At 38.8% G+C, this 21,084-nt stretch carries 18 protein-coding genes; 10 read left to right on the plus strand and 8 right to left on the minus strand.

Annotated features, from left to right (window positions below; translation table 11 throughout):
- The first annotated feature begins 147 nt into the window (after positions 1–147).
- The gene (gene leuS, locus NLF99_RS05825) at positions 148–2,931 is read left to right on the plus strand and encodes a leucine--tRNA ligase (protein WP_254527114.1); all 2,784 of its coding nucleotides are present in this window, start codon (positions 148–150) and stop codon (positions 2,929–2,931) included.
- A gap of 339 nt (positions 2,932–3,270) precedes the next feature.
- Here leuS and NLF99_RS05830 read toward each other — a convergent pair whose 3' ends face one another.
- Positions 3,271–4,155, minus strand: a complete 885-nt coding sequence (locus NLF99_RS05830) for a bestrophin family protein (protein ID WP_185214439.1) — start codon at positions 4,153–4,155, stop codon at positions 3,271–3,273.
- Between the two features lie 49 nt (positions 4,156–4,204).
- Here NLF99_RS05830 and NLF99_RS05835 point away from each other — a divergent pair, with 49 nt between their 5' ends.
- Together NLF99_RS05835 and trxA are read left to right on the plus strand one after the other, a co-directional pair.
- Positions 4,205–5,050: a glycoside hydrolase family 25 protein gene (locus NLF99_RS05835; RefSeq protein ID WP_185214440.1), complete on the plus strand. Its 846-nt coding sequence runs from the start codon at positions 4,205–4,207 to the stop codon at positions 5,048–5,050.
- Positions 5,051–5,149: 99 nt separating this feature from the next.
- A complete protein-coding gene (gene trxA, locus NLF99_RS05840; RefSeq protein WP_093096417.1) occupies positions 5,150–5,446 on the plus strand; it encodes a thioredoxin in 297 nt (98 codons plus the stop codon).
- Between the two features lie 373 nt (positions 5,447–5,819).
- Here trxA and NLF99_RS05845 read toward each other — a convergent pair whose 3' ends face one another.
- The gene (locus tag NLF99_RS05845; RefSeq protein ID WP_185216267.1) at positions 5,820–7,139 is read right to left on the minus strand and encodes a hemolysin family protein; all 1,320 of its coding nucleotides are present in this window, start codon (positions 7,137–7,139) and stop codon (positions 5,820–5,822) included.
- A 221-nt stretch (positions 7,140–7,360) separates the two neighbouring features.
- Between NLF99_RS05845 and NLF99_RS05850 the strand changes: the two genes are divergently transcribed.
- Complete coding sequence (locus NLF99_RS05850; protein ID WP_254527116.1) at positions 7,361–8,476, plus strand: phosphotransferase enzyme family protein; 1,116 nt, start codon at positions 7,361–7,363, stop codon at positions 8,474–8,476.
- 1 nt (position 8,477) lies between these two features.
- Positions 8,478–9,116 carry a carbohydrate-binding family 9-like protein gene (locus tag NLF99_RS05855; RefSeq protein WP_254527117.1) on the plus strand — a complete coding sequence of 213 codons (639 nt, stop codon included), beginning with the start codon at positions 8,478–8,480 and terminating at the stop codon, positions 9,114–9,116.
- Positions 9,117–9,189: 73 nt separating this feature from the next.
- Here the strand turns inward: NLF99_RS05855 and NLF99_RS05860 are convergent, their stop codons facing one another.
- On the minus strand, positions 9,190–9,747 hold the full coding sequence (locus tag NLF99_RS05860) for an NADPH-dependent FMN reductase (RefSeq protein WP_185214444.1): 558 nt from the start codon (positions 9,745–9,747) through the stop codon (positions 9,190–9,192).
- Between the two features lie 83 nt (positions 9,748–9,830).
- Between NLF99_RS05860 and NLF99_RS05865 the strand changes: the two genes are divergently transcribed.
- From NLF99_RS05865 to NLF99_RS05880, 4 genes are all read left to right on the plus strand, one after another.
- Positions 9,831–12,275 (plus strand): ligase-associated DNA damage response DEXH box helicase, encoded by a 2,445-nt coding sequence (locus NLF99_RS05865; protein WP_254527119.1) that lies wholly within the window; start codon positions 9,831–9,833, stop codon positions 12,273–12,275.
- A complete protein-coding gene (gene pdeM / locus NLF99_RS05870; RefSeq protein ID WP_254527122.1) occupies positions 12,268–12,918 on the plus strand; it encodes a ligase-associated DNA damage response endonuclease PdeM in 651 nt (216 codons plus the stop codon). The genes NLF99_RS05865 and pdeM overlap by 8 nt, the downstream gene beginning before the upstream one ends.
- A gap of 105 nt (positions 12,919–13,023) precedes the next feature.
- A complete protein-coding gene (locus NLF99_RS05875) occupies positions 13,024–14,187 on the plus strand; it encodes a glycoside hydrolase family 130 protein (protein WP_254527124.1) in 1,164 nt (387 codons plus the stop codon).
- A 21-nt stretch (positions 14,188–14,208) separates the two neighbouring features.
- Complete coding sequence (locus NLF99_RS05880; RefSeq protein WP_254527126.1) at positions 14,209–15,498, plus strand: sugar porter family MFS transporter; 1,290 nt, start codon at positions 14,209–14,211, stop codon at positions 15,496–15,498.
- A 52-nt stretch (positions 15,499–15,550) separates the two neighbouring features.
- Here the strand turns inward: NLF99_RS05880 and NLF99_RS05885 are convergent, their stop codons facing one another.
- The 5 genes from NLF99_RS05885 to NLF99_RS05905 form a co-directional block, all read right to left on the minus strand.
- Positions 15,551–16,147, minus strand: a complete 597-nt coding sequence (locus NLF99_RS05885; protein ID WP_254527128.1) for a hypothetical protein — start codon at positions 16,145–16,147, stop codon at positions 15,551–15,553.
- 98 nt (positions 16,148–16,245) lie between these two features.
- Positions 16,246–18,516, minus strand: coding sequence for a cation:proton antiporter (locus NLF99_RS05890; protein ID WP_254527131.1), 2,271 nt, complete (start codon positions 18,514–18,516; stop codon positions 16,246–16,248).
- A gap of 147 nt (positions 18,517–18,663) precedes the next feature.
- Complete coding sequence (locus NLF99_RS05895; RefSeq protein ID WP_254527132.1) at positions 18,664–19,386, minus strand: LytTR family DNA-binding domain-containing protein; 723 nt, start codon at positions 19,384–19,386, stop codon at positions 18,664–18,666.
- The gene (locus NLF99_RS05900) at positions 19,352–20,113 is read right to left on the minus strand and encodes a histidine kinase (protein ID WP_254527135.1); all 762 of its coding nucleotides are present in this window, start codon (positions 20,111–20,113) and stop codon (positions 19,352–19,354) included. The genes NLF99_RS05895 and NLF99_RS05900 overlap by 35 nt, the downstream gene beginning before the upstream one ends.
- A gap of 83 nt (positions 20,114–20,196) precedes the next feature.
- Complete coding sequence (locus NLF99_RS05905; protein WP_254527136.1) at positions 20,197–20,541, minus strand: n-acetylglutamate synthase; 345 nt, start codon at positions 20,539–20,541, stop codon at positions 20,197–20,199.
- Between the two features lie 162 nt (positions 20,542–20,703).
- Here NLF99_RS05905 and NLF99_RS05910 point away from each other — a divergent pair, with 162 nt between their 5' ends.
- Positions 20,704–21,060: a hypothetical protein gene (locus NLF99_RS05910; RefSeq protein WP_254527137.1), complete on the plus strand. Its 357-nt coding sequence runs from the start codon at positions 20,704–20,706 to the stop codon at positions 21,058–21,060.
- Positions 21,061–21,084: the final 24 nt, after the last annotated feature.

Genomic DNA, 21,084 nt, shown 5'->3' on the forward strand with positions numbered 1-21,084 from the left:
GCGAAAGTAAGGATTTATTTTTTCCCAATACTAATTTTCTAACAGCGAATATCAGAATTTATTGTATAGAATAAAAAACTTTTATACCGAATTTACCCTAAATTCGCTAATTTCGCAATTCTTTGTACCATACTTTTATAATTTATAATGGAGTATAACCATCAATCTATCGAGCAAAAATGGCAAAAGTTTTGGGCTGATAACCAGACCTTCAAGACTTCTGAATCTACTGAAAAACCAAAATACTATGTTTTGGACATGTTTCCTTATCCTTCTGGTGCTGGGCTGCATGTTGGTCACCCGCTCGGCTATATTGCTTCCGACATCTTTTCACGCTACAAGAGATTAAAAGGCTTCAATGTATTGCACCCCATGGGTTATGACTCTTTTGGTCTGCCAGCTGAACAATATGCCATCCAAACTGGACAGCATCCAGCTATCACCACTGAAGCGAATATCAACCGCTATAGAGAGCAGTTAGATAACATTGGTTTCTCCTATGACTGGTCTCGTGAGGTCCGTACCTCTGAGCCCGATTATTACCGTTGGACCCAATGGATCTTTATGCAGCTATTCGATGCATGGTATAATAAGGAGTCCGATAAGGCTGAGTCGATCTCTACCTTAATCCAAAAATTTGAGACATCAGGTTCCGAAGGCATCAAAGCCGAATCTGACGAAGATGTATTGACCTTCACAGCGGATGAATGGAAGGCATTCTCCGAAACAGAAAAACAAACTGAACTATTAAAATATAGACTGGCTTTCTTGAGAGAGAGTACAGTGAACTGGTGCCCTGCGTTAGGAACGGTATTGGCAAACGATGAGGTAATCAACGGTTTGTCAGAACGTGGTGGATTCCCAGTGGAACAAAAGAAAATGATGCAATGGTCAATGCGTATCACTGCTTATGCAGACCGTCTATTAAGAGGGTTGGATACCATCGATTGGCCAGAACCTTTGGTAGAGATGCAGCGCAACTGGATCGGTAAATCAGTAGGTGCAAGTGTCAAATTTCCTGTTCCTCAATTAAATGATAATATCGAAGTATTTACCACCCGTGTCGATACTATTTTCGGTGTTAGCTTTGTGGTTTTAGCTCCAGAACATGAATTAGTTTCTGCTTTAACTACGGAGGCTCAAAAAGCTGAAATCGAATCTTATATCGATAAGACTTCCAAGAAATCCGAATTGGATCGTCTGGCGGATACCAAGACCGTTTCCGGAGCATTTACAGGCTCATATGCCAAACATCCGTTGACTGGAGAAGATGTACAGATCTGGATTGCTGATTATGTTTTGGCTGGATATGGGACAGGAGCCGTTATGGCCGTACCTTCAGGTGATCAACGTGATTATCTATTCGCTAAGCATTTTAACCTTCCTATCATTCCGATCTCTGATTCACAGGATATCTCTGAAGCAGCAGATCCCAATAAGGATGGAAAATATATCAATTCAGATTTCATCAATGGAATGAGCTATCAGGAAGCTGTTCCAGCATTGATCGAAAAATTGGAGGCCATCAAATTAGGCAAGGCAAAAATCAACTTCCGTATGCGCGATGCCATCTTCGGCAGACAAAGATACTGGGGAGAACCAGTTCCTGTCTATTTCAAGGATGGATTACCTTATTTGATCAAAGAGGAAGAATTACCTTTATTACTTCCTGAGGTAGATAAATACCTTCCAACTGAAACCGGTGAGCCGCCTTTGGGTCGTGCAGAAGGATGGAAATACCAAGACCAATACGAGTATGAATTGAGTACCATGCCAGGATGGGCAGGCTCTTCATGGTATTGGTTCCGCTATATGGATCCTAAAAACGAACAGGATTTTGCTTCTAAAGAAGCAGTGAATTACTGGAAAGCAGTAGATCTATACATTGGTGGTTCTGAGCATGCTACAGGTCACTTGCTATACTCACGCTTCTGGAACAAGTTCCTGAAAGATATCGGTTATCACAACGAAGAAGAACCGTTCAAGAAATTGATCAACCAAGGTATGATCCAAGGAAGATCCAATTTTGTTTATCGTGTATTGGATGCTGATGGAAAAGGAACCAATCAATTTGTTTCCTTAGGATTGAAAGATCAATATACCGTGAATCCATTACATGTGGATGTAAATATTGTACATAACGATGTTCTAGACCTGGAGAAATTCAAACAGTCTAGACCTGATTATAATGATGCGGAATTCATTTTAGAAAACGGTAAATATATCTGCGGAACAGAAGTTGAAAAGATGTCAAAATCTAAATTCAACGTGGTCAACCCTGATGATATCATCGAACAATATGGCGCCGATACGCTTCGCCTATATGAAATGTTCTTAGGTCCTTTGGAACAGGCAAAGCCTTGGAACACAAATGGTATTGAAGGTGTATATAAATTCTTACGTAAGGTATGGCGCTTATTCCATGACGCTGAAGGAAACTTCAATGTATCAGATGAAGAGCCAACAAAAGCGGAATACAAAGCATTACATAAGATCATCAAGAAAGTTGAAGAAGATATTGAGCGTTTCTCTTTCAATACTTCCGTATCGGCCTTTATGATCTGTGTAAATGAATTGACCGATCTTAAAACCAACAAGCGTAAGATCCTTCAAGATCTTTTGATCGTCCTAGAACCATATGCTCCACATATTACCGAAGAGCTATGGTCTAAACTAGGAAATGAAGCCGGCAGCATTTCTTATGCAAATTACCCAGTCTTCAATCCTGAATATTTGGTAGAAAGTGAATTTGCATACCCTGTTTCCATTAACGGAAAGATGAAAATGAACCTTCCTCTTGCTTTAGATCTTGATCAACAAGCAGTAGAGGGAATATTGAAAGAAAATGCAGATGTCCAAAAATTATTGGATGGCAAAGCTGTGAAAAAGGTGATTTTTGTAAAAGGAAAGATTATCAATATTGTGGTCTAAGGAATAGCATTGCAAAACATGAATATGAAAGGGATGGCGAAAGCTATCCCTTTTTTTTGGGGATTGATGATTGGGTTTGGGTTATTTGAACCAGGATTAAAGGGATTAGAGGATGGGCCAGGATTTTAAGCCCATCAAACAATTAATTGGCCAATGTTTCTTTAGCACATTTCCAATTCTGAACGATTAGTGAAGAATCTGTACGGTTCTTATAAAAAATGGCCTGTCAACCTGAACCTTCGATACAAGAACTGTAAGCCAGTGCAATCCTTGTTTTACTCCGAGATGTTTCGTTCCTCAACACGACAGTTAGTTAGATAGATTTAGGGACTTTCCAGATTAACCCAACAATATCTCATTGCAATGCTTTTTGATATTTGCTGCGATCTTATCGATCGGTAGATCATCAGAATCTGCGCCAAATGGGTCTTCGATGGATTCGCCAATCATTTCTAGCGTAGCTAATACATAAAATATAAATGGAACAGCTGCTACTACAAAATAACCCATTGAAAATACCAGGCCAATGGGCAATGTGGCTGTATACAACACAATAAAAGTTTTTATGAATGCACTATAACCCAATGGGATAGGTGTGTTCTTGATTCTTTCACAGGCTCCGGTCACATCGGTCAAAGATGTCAATTCCTTATTCAGCACAATAAGTTGATCTCCTGTAAGGATTCCTTCCTTATAGATCTTGTTGGTCTTTTTATAGATGAGGGCAGCTACCTGGTTGGGACCATGTTTCTTTTCATCAAGATCCTGTAATTCAGGATGTTCATTCTCATCCAGCATAAATTTGGTATAGTCAGACCTTAAATAGCTAAAGAGCGTCTCTGCAAAAAGAGCAATCGACTTTTTATAGAAACTTCGGTTTACCTTGTCATCCGGTGCTAAAAAGGCATTAAGCTTAATGGCAAGCGTTCTGCTAGTGTTGGTTAGGGCGCCCCATTGTTTCCTGGCTTCCCACCAACGGTCATAGGCAGTATTTGTTCTAAAAACCAATAATAAGGAAAGGACAAAGCCCAATAGATTATGGACCGTGGTAATGTTTTTCATCCAAGTCCTATCGGACAATTTCAGGTATTCCAACTCCCAATATGCTAGAGCCCAGGATACCAAAACAGAAATAATAAGATAGGGAAGAAGTCTCTTGAAAATTTTACTGTTATGAAGGTAGGAAATGGTTTTAAACCAGTCTTTGGGGTTGTAAACAATCATTGAATAATTTTTTTGGCTATAATCTATAAATAGCCTAATTTCACGCAATATGACAAAAAAGCGCAAAACGGTCAAGAAAAAAGTTGTCTCCGAAAGAGAAATTAACCGTAATCTACTTTTTTGGAGTATTGCCATTCCATGCCTGATCGTCATAGGTATTTTTGCTTGGCAGCACCGTGCGGGTCTATCTTACCTGATGGTCAAATGGTTTGAGAAGGACAAGATGATCGCTGAGGATAATAGCAAATATGATATCCGAAATGTCGAATTGATGCGTAGGCACGATGATAAAATCTTCGGAATCGATGTTTCGCAGTATCAAGGTGATATTTCCTGGGACGAGGTCTTAACGATCAATGGGGAATTCCCGGTAGATTTCATATATATCCGTGCTACCATGGGAGAAAAAGCAAAGGACAGCAAATTCAGATCCAATTGGAAAGCGGTCAAGAAAAGAAATAAACTCAGGGGGGCTTACCATTATTTCCGACCAAACGAAAATTCTGTTAAGCAGGCTAATAACTTTATCAAAACTGTGGAGCTTGAACCTGGAGACTTACCTCCGGTATTGGATATCGAAGAAATGCCTAGGAACCAGTCCATGGACAGTTTAAAGACTGGCTTAAAGAGATGGCTGGTCCAAGTTGAAAAACATTATAAAATAAAACCCGTTTTATACTCAGGAGACAAATATTTTGCTGACTTCCTGGAAAAAGAATTTGCAGACTATACCCTTTGGATTGCTAACTATAACTTTTGGGTAGAGAAGCCCAAGAAACACTGGAATTTCTGGCAATTCTCAGAGAAAGGCACTGTGAAGGGAATTAAAGGACCAGTGGACCTCAATCTATTCAGTGGCGATATTGAAGATCTAGAAAAATTGAGCTTAGAATAAACGAAATAGGCTTAATTTTGTATTATTAATAGAAACAAGTGAATTAACGAAGCATTTAATCCATTGGCTTAAATGCTTAATTTTATAAATTATTATACAATGGCATCATTTAACGATATACTTCAAAAAAATTCTTTGGTCTTGATCGACTTCTCAGCAGCTTGGTGTGGACCATGTCAAATGTTGGCACCAATCTTAAAAGAAGTTAAAGATGAAATGGGAGAGAAGCTCTCGATCATTAAGATAGACATCGACAAGAACCAAGCAGTAGCGAGCAAATTCCATGTTCAAGGTGTTCCAACCTTAATCCTATATAAGGATGGAAATCAGGTATGGCGTCAAAGTGGATTACAGCCGAAACATGAACTTCTGAAAATTATTAATTCCTTTTCTTAAGGAATATATAAGAGGAAGTCAATAACTGATTTCCTCTTATTTTTTTGAATTTAGTCTTTCGGTTTTCAATCGATTATTTCGACTTTTAACTATGCCTTTTTTAGGTTAAAGTCTCCCTTCCAAATTTGCTATTCCAAGAATAGAAATTCAATCCAAAAATTGATAAAAATACTTAGGTTTTATATGGACCTTATTCGAGACACATTCCGAATTTTCCGAACATGTCTCGAATAAGGGTAAACTGAGGGGTATAGAATATCTGTTAAAATTTTTCGGTCAATAATGAAGAATAATTCAGAATATATGCTCCTTAATATGCATAAAAAAAGCCACCAAATTTGGTGGCTTTTCAGATGTCTTTATATGAGTATTATCAGTCAATATTTGCTGTTTCGTCAGATGCAGGATCTTTGACGATAAGACTAAGTTTATCGATCCTATGACCATCCATGTCCAAGACTTCAAATTCTAGGTTCTTGTACATCACTTTTTCGCCTTCTTCAGGTATATGATCCAATAATAAGAATACCAATCCAGCCACTGTTGTTAAATTACCGATCTCATCTTCATCTTCCTCTGTAAGATCCAAGTTGAACATTTCGATAAAATCATCCAGCTGGAAACTACCATCGATAACAAAAGATCCATCTTCACGCTGTCTGATAGTTTTCTTCTCTTCTGTTTCAGGAGAGTCGAAACCACCTACTAGAGAGGCTACAATATCAGTCATGGTAATGATCCCTTGAGGACTACCGTATTCATCAACAACTACAGCCTGTAGAACCTTGCCAATTTTCAAGGTTTTCAGGACATTATAGGCGTATGTGTTCTCGTTGACAAAGGGGATAGGAGTGACCAGTTTCGCCAGGTCCATTTCCTTGGAGGTTAAGTATTCCTTCAATAGGGTTTTAACATGCACCACTCCAATGACATGGTCAAAATTACCGTCACAGACAGGATATTCGGTATGCTCATCAGCGATAATGCAAGCTTTGTTTTCTTCAAAACTATCTTGGATATCCAAATAAGTGATCTTGCTTCGGTGCACCATCAGGTTTATTGCCTTTTTATCACCTAGGCTCAATACACGATCCACCATATCATGTTCAATTCCTTCAATGGCTCCACTATCCACACCTTCATCGACCAAGGCCTTGATTTCTTCTTCGGTCACTGCATTCTGATTTACCTTGATATTGAATAACTTCACGATAAACTCAGTAGAGATGCTCAGCAACCACACAAATGGTTTTACGATCTTACTCAGTACATTCATAGGAACTGCAATAAAGGAAGCATACTTTTCAGGAATAGCCATACCGATTCGTTTTGGAACCAATTCACCGATAATTAAGGAAAGGTAGGTGATAATCAATACCACGACCAAAACAGAAACTTGATTACTGTAAGGCGCTAAGGCTTCTATTTTATTGAGTTGTTCTGCAATGTAAACTGAGATTGAACCTCCGGAGAAAAAACCAGTCAAGATACCGATTAAGGTAATACCGATCTGTACGGTCGATAAGAAGTTGTTTGGGTTTTCTTTTAATTCAAGGGCGGTTTTGGCACCTTGATTTTTAGAACTTGCAGCTTGCAATCTTGCTTTTCTGCTGGATACTATCGCTATTTCAGAAGCAGATAGGATACCATTTAAAACTATTAATATAAGAATAATTACTATTTCCGTGACCATATGGGATATAACTCGCTAATCATGTAGCAAAATACGAAATTTTCTTTTCAATACTTGATTAAAATTGATTTTAAAGCAAGGAAACAACCTATAATTAATACTTTAAATTGACTGCATGCAATTTTATTATGCAACCGTTTGATTATAAAAAATATTTTATTTATTGATTCTGTTTATAGATATTGCATTCATTACATAGCATGTTGAATGAATTAAGAGTAATGTCAACCAAAAAAACTGAAAATAGCATTAGATCGGCGGAGAAATTTAAATTAGAAGGTGAAATCATTGATTCTGTACCTTTTGGGTCTGGTCATATCAATGATACCTTTAAGATAACAACCAATAGCCAACAAAATAACCTTTATTTATTGCAGCGCATTAACCATCATATTTTCCAAGACGTGGAAGGCCTGATGAATAATATTGAAAGTGTCTGTGAGCACCTCAAGAAAAAATTAGCACACTTAGGGGAAAAGGAAGTCTTGAAGAGAACAATGACTATTGTTCCTACCATAGATGAAAAAAACTACTATCAAGAGGAAAATGGTGATTATTGGCGCGTATTCCATTTGATTCCTGATACTAGGAGTTATGATATCTTGGAGACCCAAGAGCAGGCTTACTCTGGTGGATTGGCATTTGGACAATTCCAGAAACAATTGAGTGACCTGGATCCTAAAACCATAGTTGAAATACTTCCCAATTTCCACAACATCGAATTTAGATTGAATAACCTTCGCGAAGCAATTGAGAAAAATCCAGCAAAGCGTGTGGAGAAAATCCAGGATCTATTGGATTATATCTTTGAGCGCGAAGAAAAGATGAGGACGATCCTAGAATTAGGCCGTTCCAATCAATTGCCTTTGAGAATTACCCATAATGACACAAAATTCAACAATGTTTTGTTGGATAAGGACGATAACGTGCAATGTGTCATTGATTTGGATACGGTAATGCCAGGTTATGTAGCCTATGATTTTGGAGACGCCATCCGTACCATTATCAATTCAGCAGCAGAAGATGAAGCTGATGTATCAAAAATTGTCTTAAATATTCCATTGTTCCAATCATTTACGGCTGGATATCTATCAGAAGCTAAGGAGTTTTTGACCGAAACAGAAGTGGATTCTCTTATTCCTGCTGTTCATTTATTGCCCTATATGCAAGCAGTCAGGTTCTTGACCGATTATATCAATGGGGATACCTATTATAAAATCGCTTACCCAGAACATAACCTGGTAAGGACAAAAGCTCAATTGAAGCTTGTCCATGAACTTGAAGAAAACAATGATAAATTAACAAGTATATTAGCGGAGAATCTAATGTCTAACTAATATGAAGGAACTTATTGTTAAAAAAATCGATCTTACAGGCGGTGAATTAGATTACGCCAGCCTTTCAAAGGGACTGTTTGGATTAGATTGGAACCAAATAGACCAAGCACCTTGGCAAACTGAGTTTCCGGTAAACCCTGAAGTAAGATTTCAGATTGCCTATGATCAGGAGTCGATTTATGTCCATTATCATGTTCAGGAGGAATTTGTAAAAGCTCAATATATCCGTCCGAATGAAAATATTTGGGAAGATAGCTGTGTTGAGTTCTTTGTTTCATTTGATGATCGCAAGACCTATTATAATTTTGAATTTAATGTATTAGGCGCAGGTCTGATCGGTTATGGAACCTCGGATAAGGCATCCAGAAATAGATTGACAGCAGAGGAGATATTAAGTGTGAGTACCTTCACCCAAGTAAAGAACCTTCAAGGGGATAAGACTTGGGATATGATCTTGGTCATTCCGATTTCTTTATTTGGTAAAAAAGCGGATGAATTAGGGGGAACAACAGTTCAAGCAAATTTCTATAAATGTGGGGACAGTTTACCAAATCCTCATTTTGTAGCTTGGAATGACATCGATTTTCCAAAACCTAATTTTCATTTACCAGCATTCTTTGGTGAAATCAAGTTTCAATAAACTAAAAAAACATCGGCAAGTGGATTGAGTTTCAACTTGCCGACATTGCATTCATTTAGCCAATACTATTCGGCTATTTTAAGAATTTTTCAATCCATTCTTTATAGGCTGCCATAAAGGAGTCCAAGAATTTCTGACAATCTTTGTTGACCAATTTTCCTTGTTCATCGAAATTTGCTGCAACATTACCTATATAGGCTTCCGGTTGAGCCATGGTTGGCACATTGATAAAGACCAATGATTGCCTTAAATGATGATTGGCACCAAATCCACCGATTGCTCCAATAGAAGAGCTGATCACGCCGCCTGGTTTACCATTCCAAACATTTTTACCATATGGTCTTGAAGCAACATCTATGGCATTCTTCAGCACTGCAGATACCCCACGATTATATTCTGGAGTGACAAAAAGCACTGCATCTAATTCGGACACGGCTTTCCTGAAATCAACATATTCCTTAGGAGGATTTCCTTGATCTAAATCTTCGTTATAATATGGAAGTTGGCCAATTTCTAGAATCTCTAATTCCAAACCTGCCGGTGGATTAGAAACCAGATAGTTAGCGATTTTCTTATTGAAAGACTCTTTTCTCAAACTTCCTACAAAAACACCTATTTTTTTATTTGTCATAATATTTACTTTGTTATTGGTTATAACAAATTACTTCATAAAAAGTTATTAAGATATTATTAATTCTTATTTTCATTCTTTGGATGTCTACAGTGAAAAATGAATTTGCGGAAGTATGGTTCTTTAACCAGGGATGGAAGGCGCATGCCTTTCAGGAGCACTGTTGGGAGGCAATTTCCAATGGAGAATCTGGAATACTGAATGCGCCGACTGGCTATGGAAAGACCTTTGCGATCTGGTTTGGGATCATTGCTCAATACTATGCTAAAATGACAAATCCCAAAGCAAGCAAGAAAAAACACCTGCATGCCCTTTGGATTACCCCGTTGCGAGCGCTTTCCAAGGAAATCCATAAAGCGACCAATCAAGTTTCAACTGACTTGGACCTTGATTATCAGATTGAATTGCGGACAGGAGATACTTCCACCAGCATTCGCCAGAAACAGCGAAAAAACCCACCTCAAGCTTTAATTACGACGCCGGAGAGTGTGCATCTGATCCTTGCAACAAAAGGAGGACAGGAATATTTTAAGAATCTGGAGTTCATTGTAGTTGATGAATGGCATGAACTGTTGGGATCCAAGCGAGGTGTGTTAATTGAGCTTGCGCTAAGTCGCTTAAAGGCCATAAATCCTAACCTGAAGATTTGGGGTATATCGGCAACGATCGGTAACCTAGAGGAAGCAAAAGATATACTATTAGGTCCAGGAACCCTTGGAACTCTCATTAAGGCTGATATCCATAAAAAAATGGACATTCAGACGGTCTTTCCGGATAATCTGGAGAAATTTCCTTGGGCTGGCCATTTAGGGATTAAACTATTGGACAAGGTCGTCGATATTATCAATAATTACCAAACAACATTAATTTTCACCAATACAAGGTCGCAGGCCGAAATCTGGTACCAGCAGATTATTACCTATTATCCAGAATTTGCCGGACTGCTGGCCATCCACCATGGCTCATTAAGTGACGAGGTCCGCAATTGGGTAGAGGAGTCCCTGCATGAAGGAAAATTAAAGGCGGTAGTCTGTACGAGCAGCTTGGACCTAGGTGTTGATTTTAGGCCCGTGGACTGCGTAGTCCAAGTTGGATCGCCAAAAGGTATTGCCAGGTTCCTGCAAAGGGCAGGACGCTCGGGCCATAGGCCTGATGCTACCTCTATCATCTATTACGTGCCTACCAATTCCTTAGAGATCATTGAGGGAGATTCCTTGAAATTTGCCGTGAAGGAGAAAATCGTGGAAAGTCGGATTCCCTATTTAAGATCTTTTGATGTTTTGATCCAATATCTCATGACCTTGGCTGTAGGAGATGGATTTTATGCAGATGAAATCCTGCAAGAGGTAGCTCAAACCCATTGTTTTGAATCGATAACCCAAGAGGAATTTGACCAATGCATGTCCTTATTGATCCATGGGGGATCAACCCTTCAAGCGTATGATGATTTCCATCGCTTGGTTTTGGAAGAAGGGGTATACAAGGTGACTTCAAGAAAGTTGGCGATGCGACATCGATTGTCTATAGGTGCCATTGTATCAGATCTGATGATGCGGGTGAAATTCCTTTCTGGAAAATATTTGGGATCCATAGAGGAGTCCTTTATCTCAAAATTGAATATCGGCGATGTTTTTTGGTTTTCCGGTCGGCAGCTGGAGCTGGTTCAGATTATTGCAAATGATGCTATCGTGAAGGCATCTGAAAAGAAAAAAGGTGTGGTACCATCCTGGATGGGTGGGCGATTTGCCATTTCTACAGACCTTGGGATTGCTATTCGACATAGTTTTAAGAGTATCCATAAAACTGTAGGGATAAGTCCAGAAATAAAATTCTTGAAACCATTATTTAAAGAGCAGGAGCAACTCTCGGCCCTTCCGAAAGAAGATGAGCTCTTGGTCGAATATATACAGACCAAGTATGGCTTCCATCTCTTTTTCTATCCATTTGAAGGAAAGCTCGTCCATGAAGGAATGGCTCAGGTTGTGGCCTATCGATTGAGTCTGTTAAAACCTGCAACCTTCTCCATTGCGACAAATGAATATGGGATTGAGCTTCTTTCCGAAACAGATTATGAAATAGACACCCAACTGTTAAAGCAAATTTTCAGTCCACAGAACCTGCACAAGGACATCAATTCTGGAATCAATGTTCAGGAAATGGCAAGAAGGAGGTTTCGGGACATAGCTGGTATTGCAGGACTGATATTTCAGGGTTTTCCAGGAAAGCAGATGAAAAGCAAGCATTTGCAGGCGAATGCCGGGCTGTTTTTTTCTGTTTTTTCTGAATATGAGCCCTCCAATCTTCTGTTACGGGAGGCTTATGATGAAGTTTTTGATTTTCAATTGGAGGAAGGGAGAATGCAGCTTGCCTTTGAACGAATCTCGAAACATAAGATTATTTTTAGTAGACCTTCTAAATTAACTCCCTTTGCGTTCCCTATATTTGCAGAATCTTTTCGAGAGCGCTATTCCAATGAAGATTGGCAAAGTCGATTGGAAAAGCTGAAAAATCAACTATTAGATGGCTAAACGCTTAGAGTTAAATGGATTGGAAATTTATCTGTTACCCCAAAAGGTGATGTATATTCCCAAATATTTTATGTTGATCATCTCCGATTGGCACCTCGGTAAATTAGCCCATTTTCGCAAGGAAGGTCTTTTTGTTCCAGCACCAAACATTGATGAAGAGCTGGAAAGGATGAACCTATTGATTGATGACCTTGATATCAAGGAAATCGTTTTCTTAGGGGATCTTTTCCATTCCGAATGGAATTCCGATTGGGAAAAATTAAAATCCCATATAAACAGCATCAGTAAATACTCGATCCAATTTACCCTGACCAAAGGGAACCATGATATCTTGAAGGAAAAGCATTTTCAAGATATGAACATGAAGATCAAGGATGAAGTATTATTAGCTGAAGGAGTGATTCTCTCCCATGAGCCCATAATTGGCTTACCAGATTACATGTTCAATATAGTAGGGCATATTCATCCAGGCTGTCTTATCGAAGCAGGAGGAAGGCAATCTTTTCGACTGCCATGCTTTTTTATTCAGGATAAAGTGCTCACGATGCCGGCATTTGGAAAATACACAGGTTTGCACCTGGTGAAGAAAGATAGAAACAACAAGATTTTCGTCATTGTAAACGATTCTGTACTTGAGCTTTAATAAACAATTGCTATTGTAGAAATAATTTTTAGTCTTATATTAGATATATCAAATTGCTAAAGCGGTTTACTGATTTGATTTATTAACCTAATTAATCTGAAAAGCATGTCCAATAGATTGTTTTCCATTGCTCTATTGTTTCTTTTTGTCAGCTGCATATCGACCAAACCAGATGCGGCGATAACCAAGGATATTGTCTGGACCTTAGGCGGATTTGAACGGCCCAATGCTGTCAATCCCATTATCCTTCCTGATTCCACTTCTATTTTTATGGATCCGATGAGTGACTCCTTGGTCCGTTGGGAGGAAAATGACACTTTTAACCCTGGCGCTGTCGTGAAAGATGGTAAAGTATATGTTCTGTACCGTGCTGAGGATAAATTTGGTATTGGGATCGGTTTTAGGACTTCCAGATTGGGATTAGCGGAGAGTAATGATGGCATCCACTTTAAGAGACGCAAAGAACCTGTCTTATTTCCGAATAAGGACAGCCAACGCGAATATGAATGGCCAGGAGGTTTGGAAGATCCGCGATTGGCCGTTACAGAAGATGGCACTTATGTCGTGTTCTATACACAGTGGAACAGGAAAATGCCGCGCTTAGGAGTTGCAACTTCCAAAGATTTGATCACTTGGCAAAAGCATGGACCAATATTCAAGAATGCCAAATACCAAAAGGTCTATCAGGAGCCTCATAAATCAGCCTCGATTGTGACCACCCTAAAGGATGACAGATTGGTCATAAGTAAAGTAAATGGCAAATATTTTATGTATTGGGGAGAGCATGGCGTATCTGGAGCAACTTCCACAGACCTGATCAATTGGGAACCAGTATTGGATGAAGAGGGACACCTAGCGAAATTTATTTCTCCTCGTGAAGGGTATTTTGATTCAGCCCTGACCGAATGCGGGCCTCCAGCTGTCCTAACCGATAAGGGTATTTTACTATTGTATAATGGTAAGAACCATGATAAAAAAGAATTAGCAGATCCAAGATTTAATATTGGCACTTACAGTGCAGGGCAGGTGTTATTTTCCAATACCGATCCTACGCATGTCATCCAACGTATGGATGTCCCTTTCCTGAGACCTATGGAAGAATTTGAGAAATCAGGTCAATATAAGGATGGGACAGTATTTATTCAAGGATTGACCTATTTTAAGAATAAATGGTATCTCTATTATGGCTGTGCGGATTCTAGAGTGGCAGTTGCCGTCTATGATCCCACAAAATTAACTGATTTTGATCCAGTACCCGAAAGTAAATAACCACTGAAAACACCTAAACCTATGAGTAAAATTTGGAAATATGTATTTATCGCCTCTTTAGGAGGATTCCTATTCGGTTTTGAGACTGCTGTCATTTCGGGAGCCGAAAAGATCATACAGGAATTGTGGCATCTTAATTCTTTTTGGCATGGATTTACAGTTTCGATATCCTTGATCGGAACCATCTTTGGAGCCATCGCTGCTGCAAAACCTGCCCAAAAATACGGGAGGAAAAGAGTGCTACAGGTGGTTGCCGTAATGTACCTATTTTCGGCAATAGGCTGTGGACTATCTTTTAACTGGTATATGTTTTTATTCTTCAGGTTCTTGGGTGGATTATCTGTTGGGGTAAGTTCCGTAGTCGGTCCTCTGTATATATCAGAAATAGCACCTGCCAAACTAAGAGGAAGAATGACTGGTATGTTCCAGATTATGATTGTCAGCGGTATCTTTATCGCTTTCCTGACGAATTATTTATTTGCAAATTTCGGAGACGATGCTTGGCGATACATGTTAGGAATCATGGCCATACCTTCATTAGCTTTTCTATTATTGCTCAATACCATTCCGTTTTCTCCACGTTGGCTAGCATTGAATAATAGAAAAGAAGAGGCCAAGAAAGTATTTGATGACTTAGGCCAAACCTATGAGGAAACGCTCAATACAGAAAATGCAAGTTCAGAAAAAGTTCCATTGTTCCAGGCGAAATATAGGAAACCGATCATTTACGCGGTCCTATTGGCGGTTTTTAACCAATTCACTGGGATCAATGCCATTCTGTACTATGCGCCACGAATATTTGAAATGGCAGGGTTCAGTAGGGATCTGGCCTTTCTACAACCTATTTTCATAGGAGGTACCAACCTGTTGTTTACCCTGATCGGGATGAGCATTATCGATAAATATGGTCGAAAGAAACTCTTGTTAAGTGGGGCAGTGGGGATGTTTATATTTTTAGTATTGACCGCATTTGGCTTGAAAGGTGGAGCTTCGGAGTTTCTGTTATTCTATATCATAGGTTTTATTGCATCATTTGCACTATCTCAGGGAGCCGTTATTTGGGTCTTTATTTCTGAAATTTTCCCGAATGCCGTTCGAGCTCAAGGCACTTCCTTAGGAAGTACCACGCATTGGGTAATGGCTGCGTTAATTTCTTGGGTTTTCCCGATCGTGGTCGAAAATTTTGCCTCTGGTGGTTTCTATATCTTTTTGTTCTATGCCATCATGGTGGTAGTATCCTTCTTCTTTGTGATGCGAATGCCAGAGACCAAAGGAAAGTCTCTAGAACAGATTCAAGAAGAATTAAAATAAATATAATGGGTTACAAGAAATTGTAGCCCATTTAAGTTTGGAGCATATATTATCAATAATCTCCAGTTTGCATATAATTTTTGCTAGCTTCAATATCATTGCGGATATGTTTTATTTTCCTGTTTTCATAATAATTTACATACTCCTCACGGCTCTTGAATTTTGCATCAGGATTTTGCTCGTATGAAGAAATAGTTGCCAATATATCCTTGTTCAATGGATTGGCATTTTGGGAATCTTTCAAGTATGCTTTCATTTCTTCCCTGTCATGACCGAAGATTAATTCAACATCCAAATGGAATACATTTCCATAGGCAAATTTGGCTAGGAAAAGCTGGTAGACATCCTCATTGTCCATGTACTTGTACAATAAGTAGGCGATGACATCTAAGGCATAATATGGAATTTCGAGTTCCTGACCTTTGATCTCCTCATCCAAAATCCATTTAATAAGTGGTTTATCAGCAGCGGTATTGTCATTAAACAGTTCTAAGATCAACATGGCTCTATCCCAAGCATGAGGATCATAGGTCCATTTTTTGTCAGGGGTAGGCTGTGCATCCAACTTAAATCGATCCAGTTTGGATATATCTTGATTAACCCTAAATTCTTTTATTGTTGCCCTTAATTCTTGATTTTGTTCTTCCATTTGGAGATAGCGTGATTTCTTTCAAATTATAAAAAATTGATTAAAGAATAAAATCTACTGATTATCTTCAGCAAGAATATTAATTTAAATATGCGTTATTACTTCTTTATTACCATTACGGAAGTCATTTCAGATTGCCATATCTTATTGCTTTCGATCAATTCGCGCCAGCTTTCGGCACTGATCAATAATAGATCATGATCCTTGAATAATTGCGCATCTATATCCATTGCTTCGAATTTGCTAATATGGTTAGGTGCCTTCAAAGCAATGGCGCGAACCATTTCTGATGCCTTTTTATCCTCTTGAAGGATATGATGCACATCGATCAGAGTTACCTGTGATTGGGAATTATGAATGAATTTTTGGATATAGGGCAATAGCTCCAAATCCTCCTTTGTATAGATAGGAAGCAATATCTTGTCCAGTTTCTTCAAACCCTTATCCATGAAAATCCCAACAGGTACCTTCGTTTTGTGCATGATCTGAATGGTACTATCAGAAAATGAGGAGGTATTAAACGGACTTTCCTTCTCCTTAGCCCTATAGATCAAGGTTTCAGGATTAATGATCCGTGTCGTTACCCCCAAGATTTTGCCTAGGAAAGTACCATCGTATATGGACTGTCCAATACCAATCAAAAGAAGGTCATAATCGCCATCATTGGCAATTTCTGCGACGTCAGCTTCTAGGTTACTGGAAGCCTTGAACAAGGTGCTGATTTTTTGCTCCAAGAACTTGGACTCCTTGACTATGGGTTCAAAGGTTTCGAACTCATATAAATCTGAGTTTAAATATGTGAGGTCACTCGTTGGGGTCAGGTGCATTGCGGTAATGGATGAACTTTGGTTCAATTGCTTGACCATTCCATTTGCCAATCTTAAAAGGGATGGACTTGTTTCGGGATTGCCAAAAGAAATCAAGATATTATACTTGCCTTTTCGGCTGATTTCTTCTGGAACGACATCCTCCGTAGATTTTAAAATCTTATTGAATAGATCGATTGCTGGTCCGGTCATAAAGGTGGTGACCAGAGCCATAATAACCATCATGGCGAATATTTCAGCATTCAATACCCCTAGATCAAATCCAATATTCAGTACGATCAATTCCATCAAGCCACGGGTGTTCATCAATGCACCTATGGTCAGACTATCTTTCCAATTTTGCCCCATAAACTTGGCAGCTAGGGAACTCCCTACAAATTTACCGACAACAGCGACCAGAATAATCCAACCGGTAACTTTCCATAAATATGGTTCGTTTAACAAGCCGATTTCTGTCCTTAAACCTGTAAAAACAAAGAATAAAGGCAAGAGCAGGACCAAGGCTACATCTTCTACCTTTTCAATGAAGATATTCCTGAACCTAGAATTTTCGGGCATGATGGCACCTGCCATAAATGCGCCGAACAAAGCATGGATTCCAATAACCTCGGTAAGGTAAGAGGAGACCAAGAGGGTCAAGAAGAAAATGGCAACAATGGATTTATTAAGGTTTTCTCGCGTAGAGTGGAGCTCGCCAATGCGTTTAAGGAATGGACGCACCACTTTGATCATCAATAAAACGTAAGCAACCGCCAAAGCGATCACATATAGGGAACTGACAAATGAACCTGCCTTTACTATGGCAATTACAGCTGCCAAGAGACACCATGCAGTGATATCATCGGCAGCAGCACAGGTGATGGCAATGGTGCCGACCTTGGTTTTCTGCATGTGGCGTTCCTGAACAATCCTAGCTAGGACTGGGAATGCAGTAATACTCATGGAGATCCCGATAAATAAAGCGAAAGATGAGAATGCGATTCCCTCTGGAGCAAAACTTTGGTAGATGAAATAAGCCAAGCCGACACCCAATGCAAAGGGTAAAATAATACTAGCATGACTGATAACAATGGCATCATGAGCTTTCTTCTGCAAGACTTTTAGGTCCAGCTCCATTCCTATGACAAACATAAACAGGATCAATCCGATCTGGCTCAAGAACTGCAGGTTGCCAAAAGAGGCTTCTGGAAATAGGGCAGCAGAGAAATCGGGGAAATACATGCCCAAAAAGGATGGCCCCAAGACTATACCGGCAATGATTTCTCCGATTACAGAAGGCTGACCTATTTTTTTAAAGAGCCAACCAAATAATCTAGCAACCAATATGATTACGATGATCTGTACCAATAAAATTGCCAATGGATGCTGTAAATTATGCAACATGGAACTTAGGAACTCTTCCCAATTGGAAAGGTTGGATCCCATGTTTTCAACATGACGACCTTCTTCCATAAAAGCACCATGGTTGATGATCCAATAAATCAATAATGAAAATCCACCAATGATAACAATATAAAAGAAGCTGCTTTTTAAGTTCTTCATACAATAATTCCTTCTTCAATTTTTGTTTTGGCGTCAGTTTCTGCGCAGTCTGACGGGATGAAAATAGAAATTAATAAACTTAAAAACCCTGCTTATTGGGCCATTAAGCAGAAATATGTAATGAAAGGGGGCTTTTATGTAGCGAAACTATAAACTGACCTTTTGGATGAAAGCGGTTTTATAGATTTCACTCAGATTAAAGGTTAGGGGAGCATCGCTTCCAATACTAAAATTGGTCTTGATTTCATCATGCGAGAAGGAACTGATGATATTCATGGAAATGATTTCCTTTTTATTGATCCTACAAAACTGCATTTCAGGGAGAATCTCCAATAATTTATCGAAGGAGATGTTTTTCAGGGTTACCTCTTTCTGATCCACAAGCCGAACGATTTTATCGCGGCTATCAAGGGATGAAGTTTGAATATAAGCAATCTGGTCAAAATAGAGCAGGTATTTGCCTTGATCAGTATTTAATTGGACGAAGTTTTTTTCTTCAATCGGTTTTCTACCACGAATGCTCAATAGTTTTTGGATAGCTTGCTTTAATCGCTCAATTTTGAGCGGCTTTCGGATATAATCGACGGCTTGGAGGTCAAATGCATCAGCAGCATATTCAGCATAGGCCGTGATAAAGATTATAGGCTTTCCTCGTAATTGTTCAGCTAGTTCGAGACCGTTTAAGCCAGGCATATCGATATCTGAAATCAATAGGTCAAAATCCAATGTAGGAAATTCTGCCAATAAATCTTGAGGGGAATTAAAGGATTTGACGACTTCCAGGTCAGGAATCTGCTGGCACAGTAATTTCAAATATTGTAGGCTTGGCAGCTCATCATCGAGCAGCAAGCACCTTAGCTTTGTAATCAAGTAGATTTATTTTTAAATGGGCAATGTAGACATCGCCCTCAATGAACTTATCGAGTTTGTAATTGTCCTTGTAGACGATATTCAAGCGTTGTTCCAGCATTTTGGAACCATAACCATCCTTGTCCTTCTGAATAGGCTCTTTCTTGGATATTTTATTGGCAACGGTCAAGGAGAATACATTATCCTTGAATTCAAAAGTAACCGAGATAAAGGCATTTGGGCTTTGGATATCGGCATGCTTGAAGGCATTCTCAATCAAATCTGTGCTCAACATAGGAACCATCAGTTTTTGGTTCAATAGAGGTTCATTCTCTCGAACCTTTTGTTTCACCTTTAAATCGAATAAGGGACTCAATTTTATCTTATTGATTTCAATCAAGCTCATTGCAAAGGATATCTCCTGCTGAGGTGTGACAAACTTTTTGCTGCTTTCATATAAGATATAATCCAGCACATTGGAAAGCGAATCTAAGGAGTGGAAAGTCTGATAGGCATGGGACTGGATGGAGTTCAATACATTCTTAAACAGGTGCGGATTAAGCTTGTAATCGATATCTTTCAATTGGTGGCTATGTAATTCTCCTTCGATCTTATTAAGCTTATTTGCAAGAGAATTGACCTGTTTTTGGCTCCTGTACAAATAGATCAATAAAAGGATAATGACGAGCAAGAGCGCCACCAACAAGATGGTTGTAAAGGTATTGAATTGTATTTGTACCAGTAACATATGGGTTTAAATATACTGGATTTAGAATGGTATCCAAAAAATTCAATAGAATGCGCAGGAATGATTTAAGCTTTCAGTTCCAATTATACCTCTTCTACGATAGATTTTCCCTTTGAAAAATCACCGGAGGTCCATTCCCAGCTTTCGTGTAGCCTGACTTTGCCATTGCTTAAGATTTCGGGGATTGATTCGCATTTTCCACACATCAATTCGTCAGCAACATTTACCTGATGGTAGGTCATGTCTATAGTTCCGTATTCGCTCACAAGACCCAATAAATGGCCATATTTAATATTGCCACCTTGGTATTCTGCAAAAACTACATTACCGATTTGTTTGTAATGAAATATTGTTTCAGAAGAAGTTTCGCCGTTTTGAGAATTGCTGACGGTGTGGAAAGTTTTGTTATGATAGTTTACCATTAACATAATAGAAATAATTTTTTAATAAATTTATTTCATTAATCTTTAAAATCATAGTTCTTCCAAAGAAAAATTTCGGAATATATTATTCGGAAGGTCAAATCCACTAACCCTATATTGGCATTAATCTTGATGATTGGAGGGCTGATCAAGATAATTTAAGAAAATATGAGAAAGTTGGTTTTTGGTTTGATAATGGTTTCAATTGGATTTACGTCTTGTGTAAAGGATGATTTTAATGTTGATGAGGAAATCGCCATTATTGGAACGGAATGGAAGGGAAAAGGTAAATTGGATGCAGATTCAGATTCTGTTGATCTGGAACTAAGCTTTTTAAAAGATGGTATGCTCAAGGCAATATATGATACAACCAAGTGGGAGGGAACCTATAATTTCAATTTGGAATCGAATGAAGGTATTATCATTGACACTGCAGACAGGCAAATACCATTTAACATTAAGGTCGATACACTAAGGTTTTTTAGTTTGGAGGGAGATACCATCCGGTTACAAAAGGTTAAATGATATCTACATATACACAAATCTGAG

Source organism: Sphingobacterium sp. LZ11T8, assembly GCF_024261425.1.
In the GTDB taxonomy this organism is placed as follows: domain Bacteria; phylum Bacteroidota; class Bacteroidia; order Sphingobacteriales; family Sphingobacteriaceae; genus Sphingobacterium.